Raw genomic sequence first — 17,362 nt, 5'->3', positions numbered from 1 at the left:
CGTAGTGGTCCTTGCCGCCGAGGAGGTAGCCGTACACCCGGGCGGGATCCGCGACGGTGTGGTCGGTCCGGATCTGCTCGGGCACGGGAGGAGCCGACCAGGTCGGGGGCGTCAGCGGGATCAGGCGTCGAGGTACGCCCCGAGACCGATGCGGCCACCCTCGCGGCCGAAGCCGGACTCGGCGTAGCCGCCGAACGGCGAGGTGGGGTCGAACTTGTTGAACGTGTTGGTCCAGACCACCCCGGCCCGCAGCCGCTGCGCGGTCCACATCGCCTTGGAACCCTTGTCGGTCCACACGCCGGCCGACAGCCCGTAGGGGGTGTTGTTGGCTTTCGCGACGGCCTCGTCGGGCGTGCGGAAGGTGAGCACCGACAGCACCGGGCCGAAGATCTCCTCGCGGGCCACGCGCATCGTCTGCTCGACGCCGGAGAACACCGTGGGCGGGAAGAACAGGCCCTTCTCCGGCAGCGGGCACGGGCTCGTCCAGCGCTGCGCGCCCTCGGAGTCGCCCGCCGCGGCCAGGTCGACGATGCGGTCGAGCTGGGCGCGGGAGTTGATCGCGCCGACGTCGGTGTTCTTGTCCAGCGGGTCGCCCACACGCAGCGTCGTGACGCGGGCGTGCAGCAGCTCCCCGAACTCCTCGGCGATCGACTCCTGCACCAGCAGCCGCGATCCCGCGCAGCAGACGTGGCCCTGGTTGAAGAAGATGCCGTCGACGACGCCCTCGACGGCCTGGTCGAGCGCCGCGTCGTCGTAGACGATGTTGGCGGCCTTGCCGCCCAGCTCCAGGGTGAGCCGGCGGCCGGTGCCGGCGAGGCGGCGTTGGATCTCCTTGCCGACGTCGGTGGAGCCGGTGAAGGCGACCTTGTCCAGACCGTCGTGGCCGACGAGCGCGGAGCCGATGTCACCCGCACCGGGCAGCACGTTGAGCACCCCCGCCGGGAGGCCGGCCTCGGCCGCGATCTGGGCCAGCACGAGCGCCGTCAGCGGGGTGGTCTCGGCGGGCTTGAGGACGATCGTGTTGCCGGCCGCCAGCGCGGGTGCGATCTTCCAGACGGCCATGAGCAGCGGGAAGTTCCACGGGATCACGGCGCCGACCACGCCCAGCGGCGGGGGCCCGTTCCCACCCACCCCGGGGCCGTACCCCGCGTGGCCCAGCTTGTCGGCCCAGCCCGCGTGATGGAACAGGTGCGCGGCGGCCGTGGGCACGTCGACGTCACGGGACTCGCGGATCGGCTTGCCGTTGTCGAGGGTCTCCAGCACGGCGAGCTCGCGGCTGCGCTCGGCCACGATGCGCGCGATCCGGAACAGGTACTTGGCGCGCTCGGCGCCGGGCATCGGGCCCCAGGTCGTCTCGAACGCACGCCGGGCGGCGGCGACGGCACGGTCCACATCGGACGTGGACGCGGTGCCGACCTCGGCCAGCACCTCCTCCGTGGCGGGGTTGACCGTCTTGAGCGGCTCACCGTCGCCGTCGACGAACCGGCCGTCGACGAAGGGCCGGTAGCTCGGCTGCAGGTTCGCCAGCGCGGCGTTCTCGCGGGCGGGGGAGTAGGTCCAGGGCTCCATCAGGCACTTCCGATGTAGGAGGCGCCCACGTAGTGGCCCTCGAGCTGGGTGCGGCGCTGGCGCAGCAGGTCGTTCAACAGGGACGACGCGCCGAACCGGAACAGCGCGGGCGTGAGCCAGTCCGGGCCCGCCACCTCGTTGACGGCCACGAGGTGCTTGATCGCGTCCTTGGCCGAGCGGATGCCGCCCGCGGCCTTCACCCCGCGGTGCTCGCCGGTGAGACGGTGCCAGTCGCGGACGGCCAGCAGCATCAGCTGCACGACCGGGAGCGTGGCGGCGGGGGAGATCTTGCCGGTGGAGGTCTTGATGACGTCGGCGCCGGCCAGCAGCGCGAGCCAGGACGCGCGCCGGACGTCGTCGTAGCCGGCGAGCTCGCCCGTCTCCAGGATGACCTTGAGGTGCGCCGGGCCGCAGGCCTGCTTCACCGCGACGATCTCGTCGTACACGAGGCCGTAGTTGCCGGTGAGGAACGCGCCGCGGTCGATCACCATGTCGATCTCGGACGCGCCGGCGTCCACGGCGAGCGCGGTGTCGGCCAGCTTCACCGCGAGCGAGGAACGGCCCGACGGGAACGCGGTGGCCACGGCGGCGACGCCGACGGAGCTGCCCGCGAGCCGCTCGACCGCGACCCCGGCGAGGTCGGGGTAGACGCAGACCGCGGCGACGGCGGGCACGTCGGGGTACTCGGGATCGGGCCGCATCGCCTGGGCGCACAGCGACCGCACCTTGCCGGGGGTGTCAGCGCCCTCGAGGGTGGTGAGGTCGATCATCGAGACGGCCATGTCGATGGCGCGCATCTTGGAGTCGGCCTTGATGCTGCGGGTGGCGAGCGTGGCGGAGCGCCGTTCGAGCCCGACCTGGTCCACGCCGGGGAGGCCGTGCAGGAAGCGGCGCAGCGACGCCTCGTCGCGGCCGACGTCGGCGAGGGGTGCACCCCGCTCGCCTGTGGTGCGCGGGGCGGGAACGGTCGTGGTCACGGACGCCGAGACTACGCGTTCCGGCCCCGGAAACGACCCCGGACAGCGCGCCGCCCGCCGCGCGGGAGGTGCGGCGGGCGGAGGCGTACGGGGGGTCGGGCGGGATGAATCAGGTGGAGCTGTGCAGACGGACGACGCCCACCGTGACGTCCTCCAGACCGCCGCGGTCGAAGTCGCGCCGCAACTGGTCGGCCTTGATGGTCGCCGTGAGACCGTCGAACGGCCCGTGGGCGTCGACCTCTCCGGTCTGTGGGTCCACAGCCAGCACAACGTATCCGTCGCACTGCGTGAGCTTCTCTGCTGCAGCGACCAGCGTCGCCTCGTCAGAAGTCGTGTTCTCCGGCACCGGATCACCTCCTTGTCAGTAGTACAGCGTCGGCGGGGCCTCCGGCGTGACACTGTTTGCGACAGACCACCCGTTCGGGTCAGGGTGAACGTCGCTGATGATCACTGTTGGTACGGATTTCGGGACGGTGCGCGCATGAACCGGTGGATCCGCCCGGTCAACGTGACGCTCCTGGCACTCTTAGTGATCACCACGGCCAGTGGCGGGCTCGCGTTCCTCGTCGGTGCCGAGCCCTTCTCGGGAGGGGTCGTCGCCGTGCACGGCGCGTCCGGACTCGGGCTGCTCGTGCTCGTTCCGGCGAAGGTCCGGATCGCCCGTCGGGGGCTGCGACGGCCCGGCCGGTCGCGGAAGGTGATCAGTCTGGCGTTCACGGTGAGCGTGGGGCTGGCGGTCGGCAGCGGGCTGCTGCACGCGATCGGGGGCTTCCGTCCGTACCTCGGGCTGCTGCCGATGCAGATCCACGTCGGGGCGGCGCTGGTGGCCGTGGCGCTGCTGGTCGGGCACGTGGTGATGCACCACCACCACCGACGTGCGCCGTCCCGCGGCGGCGTTGGGGGCCGCGGCGCGGGTTCGGGGTGGCGCCCGCTGCTGCGGCGCACGGATGTGGACCGGCGGGTGGCGCTGCGGGGCGCGGGCGTGGTGGCGGCCGCGGCGGTGCTGTGGACGGTGGCGCCGGGCCGGGAGCGGCGGTTCACCGGTTCCCACCAGGTCGGGTCCGGTGACCCGGCCGGCATGCCCGTCACGAACTGGCTGTTCGATCCCGTGCCCGTGCTGGCCGCGGCGCAGTGGCGGCTGCGGCTACCCGGGAACGTCCTCGATCTCGCCGCGCTCGACGCGCGGCCGCAGACCACGCTGCGGGCTCCCCGCTCCTGCTCGCCACCTCGGCGGCCGGGCGCCCGCTCTCGGCCGGCCACGGTGGCCCGGCGCGGCTCGTGGTCCCGGGGCGGCGCGGTTTCTGGTGGGTGAAGTGGGTGGTGGCGATCGAGACCACCGACGAACCGTGGTGGTGGCAGCCGCCGCTCCCGCTGCAGTAGTCAGAGGGTGCGGAACATGATGTGGAGGTCCACGTAGCCGAGCGTCGCGTGCCGGTAGCCCTCGGGAAGCGTGGCGATCACCGCGAACCCCAGCGACCGCCACAGCGCCACGGCGCGGGTGTTCGTCGAGACCACGGCGTTGAACTGCATCGAACGGTAGCCGTCGACCCTCGCCTGCTCCACGACGTGCTCGCCCAGCGCCCGGCCCACGCCCCGCCCCGCGGCCGCCGGGGCGACCATGAAGCTCGCGTTGGCGATGTGGGAGGCGGGACCGAGGTGGTTGGGGCCGAACTTCGCGGTGCCCAGGACCGTCCCGTCGTCGTCGGTGGCCACCACCGTGCGCGCCGCGCTCATCCACAGGGCCCGCGCCTGCTCCTCGTCCAGGTCGCGGGGCAGCGTGTAGGTCTCGCCGGCCGCGACGATGTCGTGCAGGAACGGCCAGATCGCGGCCCAGTCGTCGGGGGTGGCGTCACGGAGGATCACGGCGGCGACCCTGCCCTGCCCGACGGCCCGCGGTCGAGCCCATTCCCTGTCGTGCTCATCCCTGTCGAGCCCATCCCTGCCGAGCGCGCGTCGGTGTGGCCATCTCCCGATCGGACCACCACCGTGGTGTCGCGCTCGACGCGTGTCAGGATCTGGCCATGCTCTCCCTCCGCACTCCTGACGAGCGGTTCCCCGATTTCGGGTTCCCGCCCCACTACGCCTCCGTCCCCGACGGCGACGGGGGCTCGCTGCGGATGGCGTGGATCGAGGACGGGCCGGCCGACGGGCCCGTGGTCCTGCTCCTGCACGGGGAGCCGAGCTGGTCCTACCTCTACCGGACGATGCTGCCGGTGCTCGCCGCGGCGGGGTTCCGGGCGATCGCCCCGGACCTCGTCGGGTTCGGACGGTCGGACAAGCCCGCCGCGATCGGCGACCACAGCTACGCCCGGCACGTCGAGTGGGTGCGCGCGCTGGCGTTCGACGTGCTCGACCTCCGCGACGTGACGCTGGTGGCGCAGGACTGGGGCGGGCTGATCGGGCTGCGGCTGGTGGCCGAGACCGTGACGTCGGGACACGGCGACCGGTTCGCCGCCGTCGTCGCGGCCAACACCGGCCTGCCGACGGGGGACGTGGACATGCCGGCGGTCTGGTGGGAGTTCCGGCGCGCCGTGGAGAAGGCGCCGGAACTGGACGTGGCACGGCTCGTGCAGTCCGGGTGCCGGACGCGGTTCACCCCGGAGGTCCGGGCGGCCTACGACGCACCGTTCCCCGACGAGACCTACAAGGCCGGCCCGCGGGCCATGCCGCTGCTCGTGCCGACCCGCCCCGACGACCCGTCGACGGAGGCCAACCGCGCGGCCTGGGCCACGCTGGCCGAGCTGGACCTGCCGTTCCTCTGTGCGTTCAGCGACGGGGACCCGATCACGGCGGCGATGGAGCCGGTCCTGCGGGAGCGGATGCCCGGCGCGGCCGGCCGCGAACACCCGACGATCACCGGTGCCGGGCACTTCCTCCAGGAGGATGCAGGCCCGGCGCTGGCGGCCGAGGTGGTGCGCTTCAGGGCGCAGGCTGGTCCACCGCACACGGGCCGAACGCCGGAAGTGCCTCGATGAACGGCCCGGGATCGCCCGACCACGTCCACGCGCGCATCTGCGCCCGGCTGCGCCTACTGATGAGGCCGCGGTAGAGCTCGTACGGGGTGGTCTCGGCGACCGTCGGGGTGCCGCCACCGCCGGACCACTCGGCTCCGTCGGCCCGCAGCACGAGCGCCTGCGGGCTGCGCCGGCAGATCCCGCGGGCGAGGTGGTCCAGCGCCGCGGCGACGTCGTCGGCGGGCGGGGTGCCCAGCCCGAACGCCTCGCGCAGGTCGGCCTCGTGGGTGAGCGCGTCGTGCACGATCAGGGCGTTCATCCGCCGGGCGTCCAGCGCGGCGGCGACCTGCGGCCCGGCCCCGGCCCACTCGGCGAGCACCTCGTCGAGCGGCCGTCCGGCGCGGGTCGCGACCTGCGCGGCCGTCCACGGCGGGGAGCCCACCCCGTCGACGCGCCCGGCCACGGCGTCGGACGCGGCCCCGGCCAGGTGGGCGAGCAGCTCCCGCGCCGACCACAGCGGGGTGGCGGGCACGGTCGCGTCGAGCTGCGCGGACGTGAGCGCCCCGGCGAGATCGGTGGTGCGCGACCGGGACCGTTCGTAGAGCTCGTCCAGCATCGGTGGAGCATCGCAGCCGGGATAGCCTCACCGCCATGGATGTCCGCGTCGTCGACCACCCACTGGCCAGGGCCCGCCTCTCGACGATGCGCGACGCGCGCACCGACAACGCCGCGTTCCGCGCCGCGCTGCGTGACCTCACCCTGATGCTGATCTACGAGGCCACCCGCGACGCGCCGGAGGCCACCGCTCCGCTGCTGACGCCGGTGGCGCGCACCACCGGCTACCGGCTGGCCAACCCGCCGCTGCTGGTGCCCGTGCTGCGGGCCGGGCTCGGCATGGTCGACGCCGCGCAGGCCCTGATGCCGGAGGCCCAGATGGGGTTCGTCGGCATCGCGCGTGACGAGGAGACCCACCAGCCCACGCCGTACATGGAGTCGCTGCCCGAGTCGCTCACGAGCCGCCCGGTGTTCGTGCTCGACCCGATGTTGGCCACCGGCGGCTCCATGGCCCACACCATCCGGCTGCTCAGCGAGCGCGGCGCGTCGGACGTCACGGCGATCTGCGTGCTCGCCGCTCCGGAGGGCATCGCCTACCTCGGGGGCAGCGGCCTGCCGGTCCGGCTGGTCACGGCGAGCATCGACGAGCGGCTCAACGACTCGGCCTACATCGTCCCGGGGCTGGGTGACGCGGGCGACCGCCAGTTCGGGGCTGTCTGAGGGTCGTCCGACTCAGGCGGCTTCCGCCCGCCAGCCGTCCAGAACGCTGTGGAGCGCCGACTCCAGCCGGTCGGCCGCGCCCGGGGGCAGAAAGCCGCGCATCTGCAGCGTGGCCCAGCCGTGCACCGTGGTCCACAGCGTCACCGACGCGGTGGCGGCGTCGGTGTCGGGCCGCAGCGCCTTCTCGTCGACGGCCCGGTCCACCGCCTCGCGCAGCGGGCCCAGCGCGGTGCCCGCCACGGTGCGGGCCGCGGCGGAGGCGGACAGCAGCGTGGGGCCGTCGAACATCAGCGTGAAGAGGTGGGGGTCCTCCAGCGCGCTCTCGCGGTAGGCGAGGCCCGTGCGCACCACGTCGTCGAGGGCGTCGTCGCCCGGGAGGACGGAGGCGAGCCGGCGGCGCAGTCGGTCGAACGCCTCGTCGAACAGGGCGGTGAGCAGGCCGTCCTTGCCGCCGAACAGCGCGTAGACCGCGGTCGTGGATGTGGCGCAGTCGCGCGCCAGGGACCGCACGCTCAGTCCGCCCAGCCCGTCGTGCGAGACGATCTCACCGGCCCGGCGGAGAAGGCAGACCCGCAGCTTCTCGTCGTGGATCTTCGACCGAGCCATGCCGAAGGTTAACCCGCATCGTCCATGATCGCGGCTGCTAGCACCGGAGGGACCTCCGAGCAGGCGTTCCGTGCGTCGTCGGCGGCGGGGAGGTCGGTCGCGGTGGCGGCCGGCGCCGCCCGGCGCACGACCTCGACGCCCGTGACGTCGGGGTGGCACGCACCGTTCACCACCGCGTCGAACAACTCGGCCGTCGCGGGTGGCGGTGTGTGGTGCACGATCAGCAGCCGGGCCACGGGCCATGCAGCCGCATGCGGGTAACGCGGCCGTGGGGTGCACCGATCCCACGGTTGTAGCGAGGGGGTAGGGGGATGCGTCGACGACTCGGACGGGTCGGTGGCCTGCTGGGGATCGTCGCCGTCGTGCTCGTGACGGGGTTCGGCGTCCGCTCCGACGCCGGTGTCGATCCGCGGGCGATCTCCCCGGCGGCCGACACCCCCTCGGTGCGGGCGCTACGGATCATGCCGCTGGGCAGCTCCAGCACGGTCGGGGCCGGCAGCCTCGGCACCGCCGGGTTCCGCTGGCCGCTGGAGTCCCTGCTCGCCCGCGACGGCATCGCCTACGACATGGTCGGCTCCCAGCAGTCCGGGCCCGCGGCGATGCCCGACCGCGACCACGAGGGGCACGGCGGCTGGACGATGGCGCGGATGCAGCCGCTGGTGGCGGGCTGGATGGCCCGCCAGCGCCCCGACGTCGTGCTCCTGCAGGTGGGCACGAACGACCTGATCACCGGCGTCCCGCCCGCCGTCGTCGCGCAGCGTCTGGACACGATGCTCCGCACCATCCGCTCCACCTCGACCGCGGGCGTGATCGTCGCCGGGGTCTGGGCGCCGCTGCGGAGCCGGCTGCCCGCCCGCGCGGAGTACGCGCGGCTCGCCGCGGCCGTCGTGGCGCGGCACCGGTCGGCGGGGGAGCCCGTCACGTTCGTCGACACGTCCACGCTGCTGGGGCCCGGCGACGTCGCGGACGGCCTGCACCCCTCCGCCGCCGGCTACCGCAAGATCGCCGCGATATGGGAGCGGGAGATCAGGTCGTTCGTGACGATCAGGCACTGAGCAGCGCGTCGACCTCCCTGCGCAGCGCCTCCAGCCGGGTGGCGGCCGTCGCCTTCGCCACCGCGAGGTCGGTCACGGGCTCGACCACCTCCAGGTACGCCTTGAGCTTCGGCTCCGTGCCCGACGGCCGGATGACGAGCCGCTCGCCGTCCCGGCGCAGCACGAGGACGTCAGGGGCGGGGCGGGCCACCGACCAGCCCTCCGGGGGCCGTGCGCGCAGCCGCTCGACCGCCGCGTCCCGGGCCGCGGGCTCCATCCGCAGCGAGACGCCGAGCGTGGCGTGCACCCCGTGGGCGACGGCGAGCTCGTCGAGGCGGTCGTCCAGGTCGGCTCCGGCGGCCTTCAGCGTGGCGGCGAGGTCGCAGGCCAGCACGGCCGCGGCGATGCCGTCCTTGTCGCGCACGGCGTCGGGGTCGACGCAGTAGCCCAGTGCCTCCTCGTAGCCGAACACCAGGCCCGGCCCGCCGCGGACGATCCACTTGAATCCGGTGAGGGTCTCGGCGAAGCGGGCCCCGTAGCCGGCCGCTACCGACGCCAGCATCGACGACGACACGACGGTGGTGGCCACCAGCGGGTCGGGGTAGCCGCCCGAGCGGAGCAGGTGGTCGCCCAGCAGCCCGCCCGTCTCGTCGCCGGTGAGCATGCGCCAGGTGGCGGCCCCCCCACCCCGCGAGTCGGGGTCCGCGTGCGCCCGGGCCGGGGTCCGCGTGCGATCCGGGACGCCCAGCGCGCAGCGGTCGGCGTCGGGATCGAGGGCGATGGCGAGGTCGGCGTCGACCTCGGCGGCCAGGGCGAGCAGCGCGTCGGTGGCGCCCGGCTCCTCGGGGTTGGGGAAGGTGACCGTCGGGAAGTCGGGATCCGGCGCGGCCTGCGACGCGACGACGTGCACGTCGGTGAACCCGGCCCGGCGCAGCGCGAGCACCGCGGTCTCGCCGCCCACGCCGTGCATCGGGGTCAGCGCGATCCGCAGGGTGCGGGCGGTGCCGCGGGGCAGGCGGCCGACGCGGTCGAGGTAGGCCTCGGTGACGTCCTGTGGGACAGCGCCCGCTGCGGTCGGGACAGAGATCGCGGGCGGGGCCGCCGTGATCGCCGCCTCGATCTCCGCGTCCGACGGCGGGGCGAGCTGCGCGCCGTCGGCGAGGTAGACCTTGTAGCCGTTGTCGGCGGGCGGATTGTGCGACGCCGTGATCTGCACACCCGCGACGGCGCTGAGCTCCCGCACGGCGAACGCCAGGACGGGGGTGGGCAGGGGCGAGGGCAGCACGCGGACGGTGAACCCGGCACCGGCCAGCACCTCGGCGGCCGCGGCGCAGAACGCCTCGGAGCCGTGGCGGGCGTCGCGACCCACGACGACCGTGCCGCGCGGACCACCCCGGCCGAGCCAGGCCGCCAGTCCGGCCGTCGCCCGCCGCACGACGGCCACGTTCATGCCCGCGGGCCCGGCGCGCACCGGCCCGCGCAGCCCGGCGGTGCCGAAGCGCAGCATCCCGGACATGCGGTCGGCCAGGTCGTCGACGGCTCCGGGGGCGGCGCCCATCGCGTTCGCGAGCACGCGGGTGAGCTCGTCGCGGGAGGCCTGGTCGGGGTCGTCGGCGATCCAGCGCATCGCCGCGTCGCGGAGGGAGGAGGGCAGACCCGACCGTGCGCGGAAATCAGTTCCGGTGCCCTGATCTCCGCTCACGACCGCGCGACCAGCTCGCGCAGCAGCCCGCCCATCCGCCCCGCGGACGCGGCGCCGGCCGCGAGCACCTCCAGGTGGTCGAGCGGCTCGCCCGTCATGCCCGCCGCGAGGTTCGTGACCAGCGACAGCCCGAACACCTCGACGCCCTCCGCGCGCGCCACGACGGCCTCCAGCACCGTCGACATGCCCACCAGGTCGGCGCCGAGCCCGCGCAGCATGCGGATCTCCGCGGGCGTCTCGAAGTGCGGCCCGGGCAGCCCCGCGTAGACGCCCTCGGTGAGGCTCGGGTCGATCTCCCGGGCCAGCGCCCGCAGCTTCGGGGAGTAGAGGTCGGTGAGGTCGGTGAAGCGCGGGCCGACGAGCGGGGAGGTGGCGAGCAGGTTGAGGTGGTCGGAGATCAGCACCGGCTCGCCCACATGCATGCCCTCGCGGATGCCGCCGGCGGCGTTGGTCAGCACCACCGTGCGGCAGCCCGCGGCGGCGATCGTGCGCACCCCGTGCGCCACCGCCTCGACGCCGTGGCCCTCGTACAGGTGCGTGCGGCCCAGCAGGACCAGCGCGCGGCGTTCCCCGACCGGGACCGAGCGGATCGTGCCGCCGTGCCCGGCGACGGTGGGGGCGAGGAAACCGGGCAGGTCGGCCATCGCGATCTCGTGGGTGGGCTCGCCGATCAGATCGGCGGCGGGCCGCCATCCCGAGCCCAGCACGACGGCCACGTCGTGGGAGGCCACACCGGTGGCGTCGGCGATCGCGGCGGCGGCGGCTGCGGGGGAGGCTGGGTCGCTCATGGTGCCGGAGCCTACGGGCCCCGGATCAGGCCGCGGTGGTGGTGAACCCGCGCGCCAGTTCGTCGAACAGGTCGGCCGAGCGCGACCCGGCGCCCGCCCGCGGCACGGTCAGGGTGACCGACCACGCCGTCGGCGAACCGGGCACGACCATCCGCCACGACGTGCGCAGGTCGTCGCGGTAGGACAGCTGCTGGGCCCCCGCCGGCGCGCCGAGGACGTCGCTCGCCGGCTCGAGCAGGTACACGGTGGACCCGTCGCCCACGGCCTTCGCGATGTCGGTGGACTTCTCCTGCGCCACCGTCAGCACCTCCGTGCCGTCGGGGCTGAGGAAGCTCACCGACGGCTCCCCGTCGGCCGGCACGCTGCGGTACTCGGTCCAGTCCGTGGGAGCGGAGATCGTGAAGCCCAGATCGTCGCGGTACACGGTCAGTGGCGTGCCCACCGTCGTCACGTTCACGGTGGTCAGCGGGGACTGCCCGCCCACCAGCCGGGTGACGGTCCAGCCGGCCGCCGCGCCGGCCAGCACCACCGCGGCGCCCGCGACGGCGATGCCGGCGGCGACCCACGGCGAGTTGCGGGACGGCTCCAGGGTCGCGCTGGTGCGGCGTACCGGCGGGGTCTGGCGCGCGCGGTGGGGGACGGGCAGAGGACCCGGGGCGGCCGCGAGCGGCGCCGGGACCGAGGGCGGCCGGGTGCTCGTGGCCACCGGGGGTCGCGGGGCCGGGGCGGGCGCCTGGGCGGGCGGTCGCAGGGCCGCCCGCACCCCCTTCTGGACGGCCGACGCCATCGTCGGGGCGTCGGGGGAGCCCGGATACAGCGGGTCGTCCGGGTCGTCGATGAGCGGGCGCAGGCGCTGGCGGACCTCCTCCAGCGGCATCCGGGCGTCCGGGTCCTTCTTCATCAGGGCCACGATGACGTCGACGACCGGCCCGGAACCCCGGGGCCGCGGCACGTCGCCGTCCACCACCTCGGTGATGGTGGACACGGGATCGCCGTGCACGTCGTAGGGCGGGCGACCCTCGACGGCCGCGAACAGCGTGGCGCCGAGCCCCCACAGGTCGGCCGCGGGCGTGACGGCCTGGCCCGCCGCCACCTCGGGCGCGATGTACGCCGGCGACCCGAGTACGAGGCCGATGCTGGTCATCGGGGCGTCGGCGGAGTTGCGGGCGATGCCGAAGTCGGTGAGCTTCACGCGGCCGTCGTCGGCGACGAGGACGTTGCCGGGCTTCACGTCGCGGTGGGTGATGCCCGCCCGGTGGGCGGCGCGCAGCCCACCGGCGGTGGCGAACCCCACCACCGCGGCCTGCTGGATCGTGAGCGAGCCCTGCTCGCCGATCATCGTGGCCAGGTTGCGCGAGGGCACCAGTTCGAGCACGACCATCGGGTCGCCGTCGTTGTCGACGACGTCGAACACGGTGATGACGTTGGGGTGCGAGAGCCCGCCGAGCGCCCGGGCCTCCCGCATGATGCGCTCGCGCAGGTCCAGGGCCTCCTGCGACGGAACGCCCGGCGGTACCTTGAGTTCCTTGACCGCCACGCGGCGCTGCAGCACCTCGTCGTAGCCCGACCAGACGGTGCCCATCGCACCGCTGCCCAGGTGCGCGGACAGCCGGTAGCGGCCGCCGATGCGGCGCTCCTGGTCAGGGCTGTCCTGTGACACGTACCCATTCTGACCAGCCGCTGCTCACGCTGTGCTGTCGCCCCCCTCGCTCGGCTCCGGGTGCCGTTCGTCGTCGGCCACGTGTCGGGGGCGACCGGATCGGGCAACGTACATCACCCGCACGGGGCCCTGCAGCCCCGCGACCTGCGACGAACGGCCGCAACCTCCCGTTCGTCGTGGCGCCGCCCGACCGTTCGACGACGGTTCCGGGCCCGTCCGCAGCAGATCCGCCACCCCTCGGCGAGCGTTTCCGGATAACCCCGCTTTCGACTTGGTACACCGCCGTCCGGGTGAGCACCATTACCCGATGCACGACAGCGCAGCACCGATGCTCGGAGGTGTGCAGTGACCTTGTTGGACGCGCACAACGACCTCCTGCCTCCGGTCGAACCCGTCGTCGCCGACCTCGGCGCGGGCAGTGGCCCCGCCTGGCTCGACGCCTGGCTGGGGACCCACCGCTCCGACGTCGTGGCCTGGCGCCGCTCCCTGCACTCGGTACCGGAGCTCGCCCGCTCCGAGCACCGCACCACCGCGATGATCAAGCGGCATCTCATGGCGGCCGGCCTCGAGCCCCGCACCCTCCCGGGCGGCACCGGGCTCGTCTGTGACATCGGCTACGGCGAACGCTGCGTCGCCCTGCGGGCCGACCTCGACGCCCTGCCCCTGCAGGAGGACACCGGCCTGCCGTTCGCGTCCACCGTCGACGGGGTCTCGCACGCCTGCGGTCACGACGCCCACACGTCGATCCTGCTCGGTGCCGCCCTCGCGCTGGCGTCCGCGCCGTCGCTGCCCGGCCGCGTCCGGCTGATCTTCCAGCCCGCCGAGGAGCTCCAGCCCGGTGGCGCGCTCGACATGGTGGCCGACGGCGCCATGGAGGGCGTCGAGCGGGCGTTCGCGCTGCACTGCGACCCCCGCCTGGAGGTCGGCAAGCTCGGCACCCGGGTCGGCCCGATCACCTCGGCCTGCGACGTGCTGGAGATCCGGCTCACCTCGCCGGGCGGCCACACCTCGCGCCCGCACCTCACGGCCGACCTCGTCGAGGCGATGGGGCTGCTCATCACCCAGCTGCCGCTGCTGCTCACCCGCCAGGTGGATCCGCGCTCGGGCACCGTCCTGGTCTGGGGCGCGGCGCACGCCGGCGAGGCGGCCAACGCCATCCCGCAGCACGGTCTGCTGCGCGGCACCCTGCGCACCGCCGACCACGCCACCTGGAACGAGCTCGAGGACAAGATGCGGTCGCTCGTCGCGGCCGTCCTCGCGCCCCTGGGTGTGGGTTACGTGCTCGACCACGTCCGCGGCGTGCCGCCGGTGGTCAACGAGGCGGTCAGTGCGGGCATGCTCGCCGATGCCGCCGTCGCCGTCCTCGGTCCGGACGCGTCCACGAGCACCGAGCAGTCCAGCGGTGGCGAGGACTTCGCCTGGTACCTGGAGCACACCGACGGGGCGATGGCCCGGCTCGGCGTCTGGTCCGGCGTCGGCCCGATGCGCGACATCCACCAGCCCACCTTCGACCTGGACGAGCGTGCCCTGCCCTTCGGCGTGCGCGTGATGGTGAACGCGGCCCTGGCCGCCCTCACCCACTAGAACTCCGCTCGCCCCGGGGCAGCACCCCCGGGGCGAGCGCGACCCCCACCCCACCCCGCGAGTCGGGGTCTCTACGTCCGCGAGTCGGGGTCTGCGTGCGACCGAGTCGGGATCTGACTGCGTCGCCCGAGTTGTCCCCATCGGCACTGGTCCATCCACAGCTCGGGAACCGGCCTTTCCGACGGCGCCGGGATCGGTCACCGTCGTGCCATGGATCACATCGGTATCGGACTCCACGGCGCCTTTCGGCGGGCGGACGCCGTCGCGACCTTCGGCGCCTATCGCGTTCGGCGGGCCCAGGAGTTCGGTGAGTGGTCCACACCGTGGTCAGGTGTCCTCATCGAGACGGCCCGGGCGGCCGACCCGCTCACCATCGCGCCGGCGGCGGTGCAGCTCGGAGGGTCGGATGTGGTCCTGGCCGGCCCCACCGCCGCGGCGCTGCACGGTTGCACGGCGGTGCCCGTCACGCCGGTCCACATGATGGCGCCCTACGGCCACTGGCTCCGGCGCCGTCCGGGGCTGGTCGTTCACAACGGACCGCTACCGGACGACGACCGGCTGCAGCTCCACGGCCTGCCGGTGCTCGGGCTGGAGAGGACGCTGACCGACGTGCTGTGCACGAGTACGCCGCCCGACGCGCTGGCCGTCGCAGACGAGGTGTTGGCGATGATCGATCCAGCGGTGCGTGAGCGGTTCCGTGCCGAGGTGGCGTCGCGGCTCCGTCGTCGTCGGGATCCCCGGGGAGCGCGGCGTGGTGCGCGCCTGCTGGAGGTGGCCACGGGGCTGGCCGAGTCACCCGCCGAGAGCTGGCTCCTCTGGCGGATCGTCGACTCCGGATTCCCGACGCCGGAGGTGAACTGGCGGCTGCGAGGTCCGGACGGTCGGGAGATCCGTCGGCTCGACCTGGCCTGGCCCGAACTCCGCATCGTCGTCGAGTACAACGGCTACACGTTCCACGTCGACCGCACGGTGGAGGACGACGCCCGCGCCGAGGATCTCCGGCGCCGCGGATGGATCGTCATCACTCTCTGGGCCGACGACCTGAAGGACCCCGCCCCGTTCGAGCGCGCACTGGACGACGCGTTCCGTGCGCGAGGGGTCGACACATCGCGGCGCGAGGTCGGGATGCTGCGCGGACGGCGTCATCGTGACGGGTACCTGCGCGGGGCGTGAGCCACGCTCCGCCCCGCGCACGGAGGGCCCGACTCGCGCGCACGGAGGGCCCGACTCGCGCGCACGGAGGGCCCGACTCGCGGGGGCTCCGGGGTTAGACGGACTTGCTGCTGGGACGGTTGCGGAGGGCCGCCACGTAGTCGTCGGGGGCGCCGGCGTGTTCGGCCGCGTCCGCCAGGACGCCCAGGTAGCGGGCGCTGGGCTCGCCACCCTCGTAGGCGTTGAGCACGTAGATCCACGCCAGGACGTCGCCCTCGAGCGTGTGCACCCGCAGACGGAGCTTCTTGTGCAGGCCGAGCTCGCCACCCTCCCAGCGGTCGAGCTGGGCCGCGTCGTGGTCGGGCACGTCGTAGAGCACGACGAACACCTGCGACCCGGGCTCCTCGACGACGGTGGAAAGGGCGCCTTCCCAGGCGTAGTCCTCACCCCCGAACGTCAGACGCCACCCGACCAGCCACCCCGTGCCCGCCATGGGCGAGTGCGGAGCGCGTTCCTTCATCTGGGCCGGATCCATGTTCGATCCGTAGGCGGCGTACAACGGCACCAGCACAGAGTAGTGGGAGGCCGCCGCGTACCGTGACCGGGCAACCGGACACGAAAGGGGGCGTCCCTCTGTGACGCGCATTGTGATCATGGGCGGGGGCCCTGCGGGCTACGAGGCGGCCCTCGTGGCGGCGCAGCACGGCAGCGACGTCACGCTCGTCGAACGCGACGGCATGGGCGGCGCCTGCGTCCTCGACGACTGCGTCCCGTCGAAGACGTTCATCTCCTCGGCCGGTATCCGGGTGGACCTGCACCGCGCCCCTGACCTGGGCCTCACCGCCGACCGGCAGTCGGTGGGGGTGGACCTGCCCACGGTCAACGCCCGCGTCAAGAGCCTCGCCCAGGCCCAGTCGGCCGACATCCGTGCGCGCGTCGAGCGGGAGGGTGTGCGCATCGTCCGCGGCACGGCGACGTTCTCCGACGAGCCCACCACACGCGCCCAGCACGTAGTCGAGGCCCGCACCCGCGACGGAAACGTCGAGGAGCTCCCGGCCGACGTCGTGCTGATCGCCACCGGCGCCACCCCCCGCGTGCTCGACGACGCCAAGCCCGACGGCGAACGCATCCTCACCTGGCGCCAGCTCTACGACCTGCCCGAGCTGCCCGAGCACCTCGTCGTGGTCGGCTCCGGTGTGACGGGCGCGGAGTTCGTGTCCGCCTACGTGGAGATGGGCGCGCGCGTGACGTTGATCTCCAGCCGCGACCGCGTGCTCCCCGGCGAGGACGCCGACGCCTCCGCGGTGCTGCAGGACGTGTTCGCCGACCGCGGCGTGGAGATCCTCGCCCAGGCCCGCGCCGAGGCCGTCCGCCGCGAGGGCGACGGGGTGGTGGTGGAGCTGGCCGACGGGCGCCTGATCCACGGCTCGCACGCCCTGATGACGGTCGGGTCGGTGCCCAACACCACCGACCTGGGCCTGGAGAAGATCGGGATCGAGACCGGCCGGGGCGGCTTCATCCCCGTGGACCGCGTGTCGCGCACCTCCGTGCCGGGCGTCTACGCCGCAGGCGACTGCACGGGCGTGCTGATGCTCGCCTCCGTGGCCGCGATGCAGGGTCGGATCGCGATGTGGCACGCGCTCGGCGAGGGCGTGGCCCCGATCAAGCTGAAGACCGTGGCCGCGGCGGTGTTCACCCGTCCCGAGATCGCGACGGTCGGCATCAGCCAGCGCGCCATCGACGCCGGCGAGGTGCCCGCCCGGACGATCATGCTGCCGCTCTCGACCAACCCGCGCGCGAAGATGCAGGGCCTGCGCCGCGGCTTCGTGAAGCTGTTCTGCCGCCCGGCCACGGGCGTGGTGGTCGGCGGCGTGGTGGTGGCGCCCGTGGCCAGCGAGCTGATCCTGCCCATCGCGCTGGCCGTGCAGAACGGCCTGACCGTGGCCGACCTCGCGTACACGTTCTCGGTGTACCCGTCGCTGTCGGGCTCCATCACCGAGGCCGGCCGCCAGCTGATGCGCCACGGCGACCTCGACTGAGGGTCGTCTCGGGGCGATCCCT

The 17,362-nt window shown here is 74.0% G+C and carries 17 protein-coding genes and 1 pseudogene; 7 read left to right on the top strand and 11 right to left on the bottom strand.

Going from position 1 to position 17,362, the window contains the following annotated elements:
• Positions 1-120 precede the first annotated feature (120 nt).
• The 3 genes from BGP03_RS23725 to BGP03_RS23715 form a co-directional block, all read right to left on the bottom strand.
• Entirely contained in the window at positions 121-1,569 is a 1,449-nt protein-coding gene (locus tag BGP03_RS23725) for an aldehyde dehydrogenase family protein (RefSeq protein ID WP_296367292.1), read from the bottom strand.
• A complete protein-coding gene (deoC, locus tag BGP03_RS23720) occupies positions 1,569-2,546 on the bottom strand; it encodes a deoxyribose-phosphate aldolase (protein WP_296367294.1) in 978 nt (325 codons plus the stop codon). The genes BGP03_RS23725 and deoC overlap by 1 nt, the downstream gene beginning before the upstream one ends.
• A gap of 109 nt (positions 2,547-2,655) precedes the next feature.
• On the bottom strand, positions 2,656-2,892 hold the full coding sequence (locus BGP03_RS23715; RefSeq protein WP_141279019.1) for a hypothetical protein: 237 nt from the start codon (positions 2,890-2,892) through the stop codon (positions 2,656-2,658).
• 785 nt (positions 2,893-3,677) lie between these two features.
• Here BGP03_RS23715 and BGP03_RS23710 point away from each other — a divergent pair.
• Entirely contained in the window at positions 3,678-3,926 is a 249-nt protein-coding gene (locus tag BGP03_RS23710; RefSeq protein WP_296367295.1) for a molybdopterin-dependent oxidoreductase, read from the top strand.
• On the opposite strand, the gene BGP03_RS23705 is transcribed toward BGP03_RS23710, so the two are convergent.
• Positions 3,927-4,409 (bottom strand): GNAT family N-acetyltransferase, encoded by a 483-nt coding sequence (locus BGP03_RS23705; RefSeq protein WP_296367297.1) that lies wholly within the window; start codon positions 4,407-4,409, stop codon positions 3,927-3,929.
• A 158-nt stretch (positions 4,410-4,567) separates the two neighbouring features.
• On the opposite strand from BGP03_RS23705, the gene BGP03_RS23700 reads away from it, so the two are divergent.
• Positions 4,568-5,521, top strand: coding sequence for a haloalkane dehalogenase (locus BGP03_RS23700; RefSeq protein WP_296367299.1), 954 nt, complete (start codon positions 4,568-4,570; stop codon positions 5,519-5,521).
• Here BGP03_RS23700 and BGP03_RS23695 read toward each other — a convergent pair.
• A complete protein-coding gene (locus BGP03_RS23695; RefSeq protein WP_298797500.1) occupies positions 5,466-6,116 on the bottom strand; it encodes a maleylpyruvate isomerase N-terminal domain-containing protein in 651 nt (216 codons plus the stop codon). The two genes, BGP03_RS23700 and BGP03_RS23695, sit on opposite strands and share 56 nt — an antisense overlap.
• A 35-nt stretch (positions 6,117-6,151) precedes the next feature.
• Here BGP03_RS23695 and upp point away from each other — a divergent pair, with 35 nt between their 5' ends.
• Positions 6,152-6,775, top strand: a complete 624-nt coding sequence (gene upp / locus BGP03_RS23690) for a uracil phosphoribosyltransferase (RefSeq protein WP_296367303.1) — start codon at positions 6,152-6,154, stop codon at positions 6,773-6,775.
• A 12-nt stretch (positions 6,776-6,787) separates the two neighbouring features.
• Here the strand turns inward: upp and BGP03_RS23685 are convergent, their stop codons facing one another.
• Positions 6,788-7,381 carry a TetR-like C-terminal domain-containing protein gene (locus BGP03_RS23685; RefSeq protein WP_298797497.1) on the bottom strand — a complete coding sequence of 198 codons (594 nt, stop codon included), beginning with the start codon at positions 7,379-7,381 and terminating at the stop codon, positions 6,788-6,790.
• A 77-nt stretch (positions 7,382-7,458) separates the two neighbouring features.
• A pseudogene (locus tag BGP03_RS23680) lies at positions 7,459-7,617 on the bottom strand (flavodoxin); the annotation flags it as partial.
• A 75-nt stretch (positions 7,618-7,692) separates the two neighbouring features.
• Between BGP03_RS23680 and BGP03_RS23675 the strand changes: the two are divergent.
• Entirely contained in the window at positions 7,693-8,436 is a 744-nt protein-coding gene (locus BGP03_RS23675) for an SGNH/GDSL hydrolase family protein (RefSeq protein ID WP_296367311.1), read from the top strand.
• Here BGP03_RS23675 and BGP03_RS23670 read toward each other — a convergent pair.
• From BGP03_RS23670 to BGP03_RS23660, 3 genes are all read right to left on the bottom strand, one after another.
• Positions 8,426-10,042 carry a phospho-sugar mutase gene (locus tag BGP03_RS23670; protein ID WP_298797511.1) on the bottom strand — a complete coding sequence of 539 codons (1,617 nt, stop codon included), beginning with the start codon at positions 10,040-10,042 and terminating at the stop codon, positions 8,426-8,428. The two genes, BGP03_RS23675 and BGP03_RS23670, sit on opposite strands and share 11 nt — an antisense overlap.
• Before the next feature lie 71 nt (positions 10,043-10,113).
• Positions 10,114-10,905 (bottom strand): purine-nucleoside phosphorylase, encoded by a 792-nt coding sequence (locus BGP03_RS23665; RefSeq protein ID WP_298797495.1) that lies wholly within the window; start codon positions 10,903-10,905, stop codon positions 10,114-10,116.
• Positions 10,906-10,930: 25 nt separating this feature from the next.
• The gene (locus BGP03_RS23660; RefSeq protein WP_298797493.1) at positions 10,931-12,565 is read right to left on the bottom strand and encodes a serine/threonine-protein kinase; all 1,635 of its coding nucleotides are present in this window, start codon (positions 12,563-12,565) and stop codon (positions 10,931-10,933) included.
• Positions 12,566-12,910: 345 nt separating this feature from the next.
• Between BGP03_RS23660 and BGP03_RS23655 the strand changes: the two genes are divergently transcribed.
• The gene (locus tag BGP03_RS23655; protein WP_298797491.1) at positions 12,911-14,149 is read left to right on the top strand and encodes an amidohydrolase; all 1,239 of its coding nucleotides are present in this window, start codon (positions 12,911-12,913) and stop codon (positions 14,147-14,149) included.
• Between the two features lie 210 nt (positions 14,150-14,359).
• A complete protein-coding gene (locus BGP03_RS23650; protein WP_298797490.1) occupies positions 14,360-15,322 on the top strand; it encodes a hypothetical protein in 963 nt (320 codons plus the stop codon).
• Positions 15,323-15,416: 94 nt separating this feature from the next.
• Here BGP03_RS23650 and BGP03_RS23645 read toward each other — a convergent pair whose 3' ends face one another.
• Positions 15,417-15,866, bottom strand: coding sequence for a gamma-glutamylcyclotransferase (locus BGP03_RS23645; protein WP_296367320.1), 450 nt, complete (start codon positions 15,864-15,866; stop codon positions 15,417-15,419).
• Between the two features lie 70 nt (positions 15,867-15,936).
• Between BGP03_RS23645 and BGP03_RS23640 the strand changes: the two genes are divergently transcribed.
• Positions 15,937-17,340 carry an NAD(P)H-quinone dehydrogenase gene (locus BGP03_RS23640; RefSeq protein WP_296367322.1) on the top strand — a complete coding sequence of 468 codons (1,404 nt, stop codon included), beginning with the start codon at positions 15,937-15,939 and terminating at the stop codon, positions 17,338-17,340.
• Positions 17,341-17,362 lie beyond the last annotated feature (22 nt).

It is taken from the genome of Pseudonocardia sp. 73-21, assembly GCF_001899645.1.
In the GTDB taxonomy this organism is placed as follows: Bacteria; Actinomycetota; Actinomycetes; order Mycobacteriales; family Pseudonocardiaceae; genus Pseudonocardia.
The sequence above is the reverse complement of the archived record's forward strand: the minus strand, read 5'-3'. Positions and strand labels throughout refer to the sequence as shown.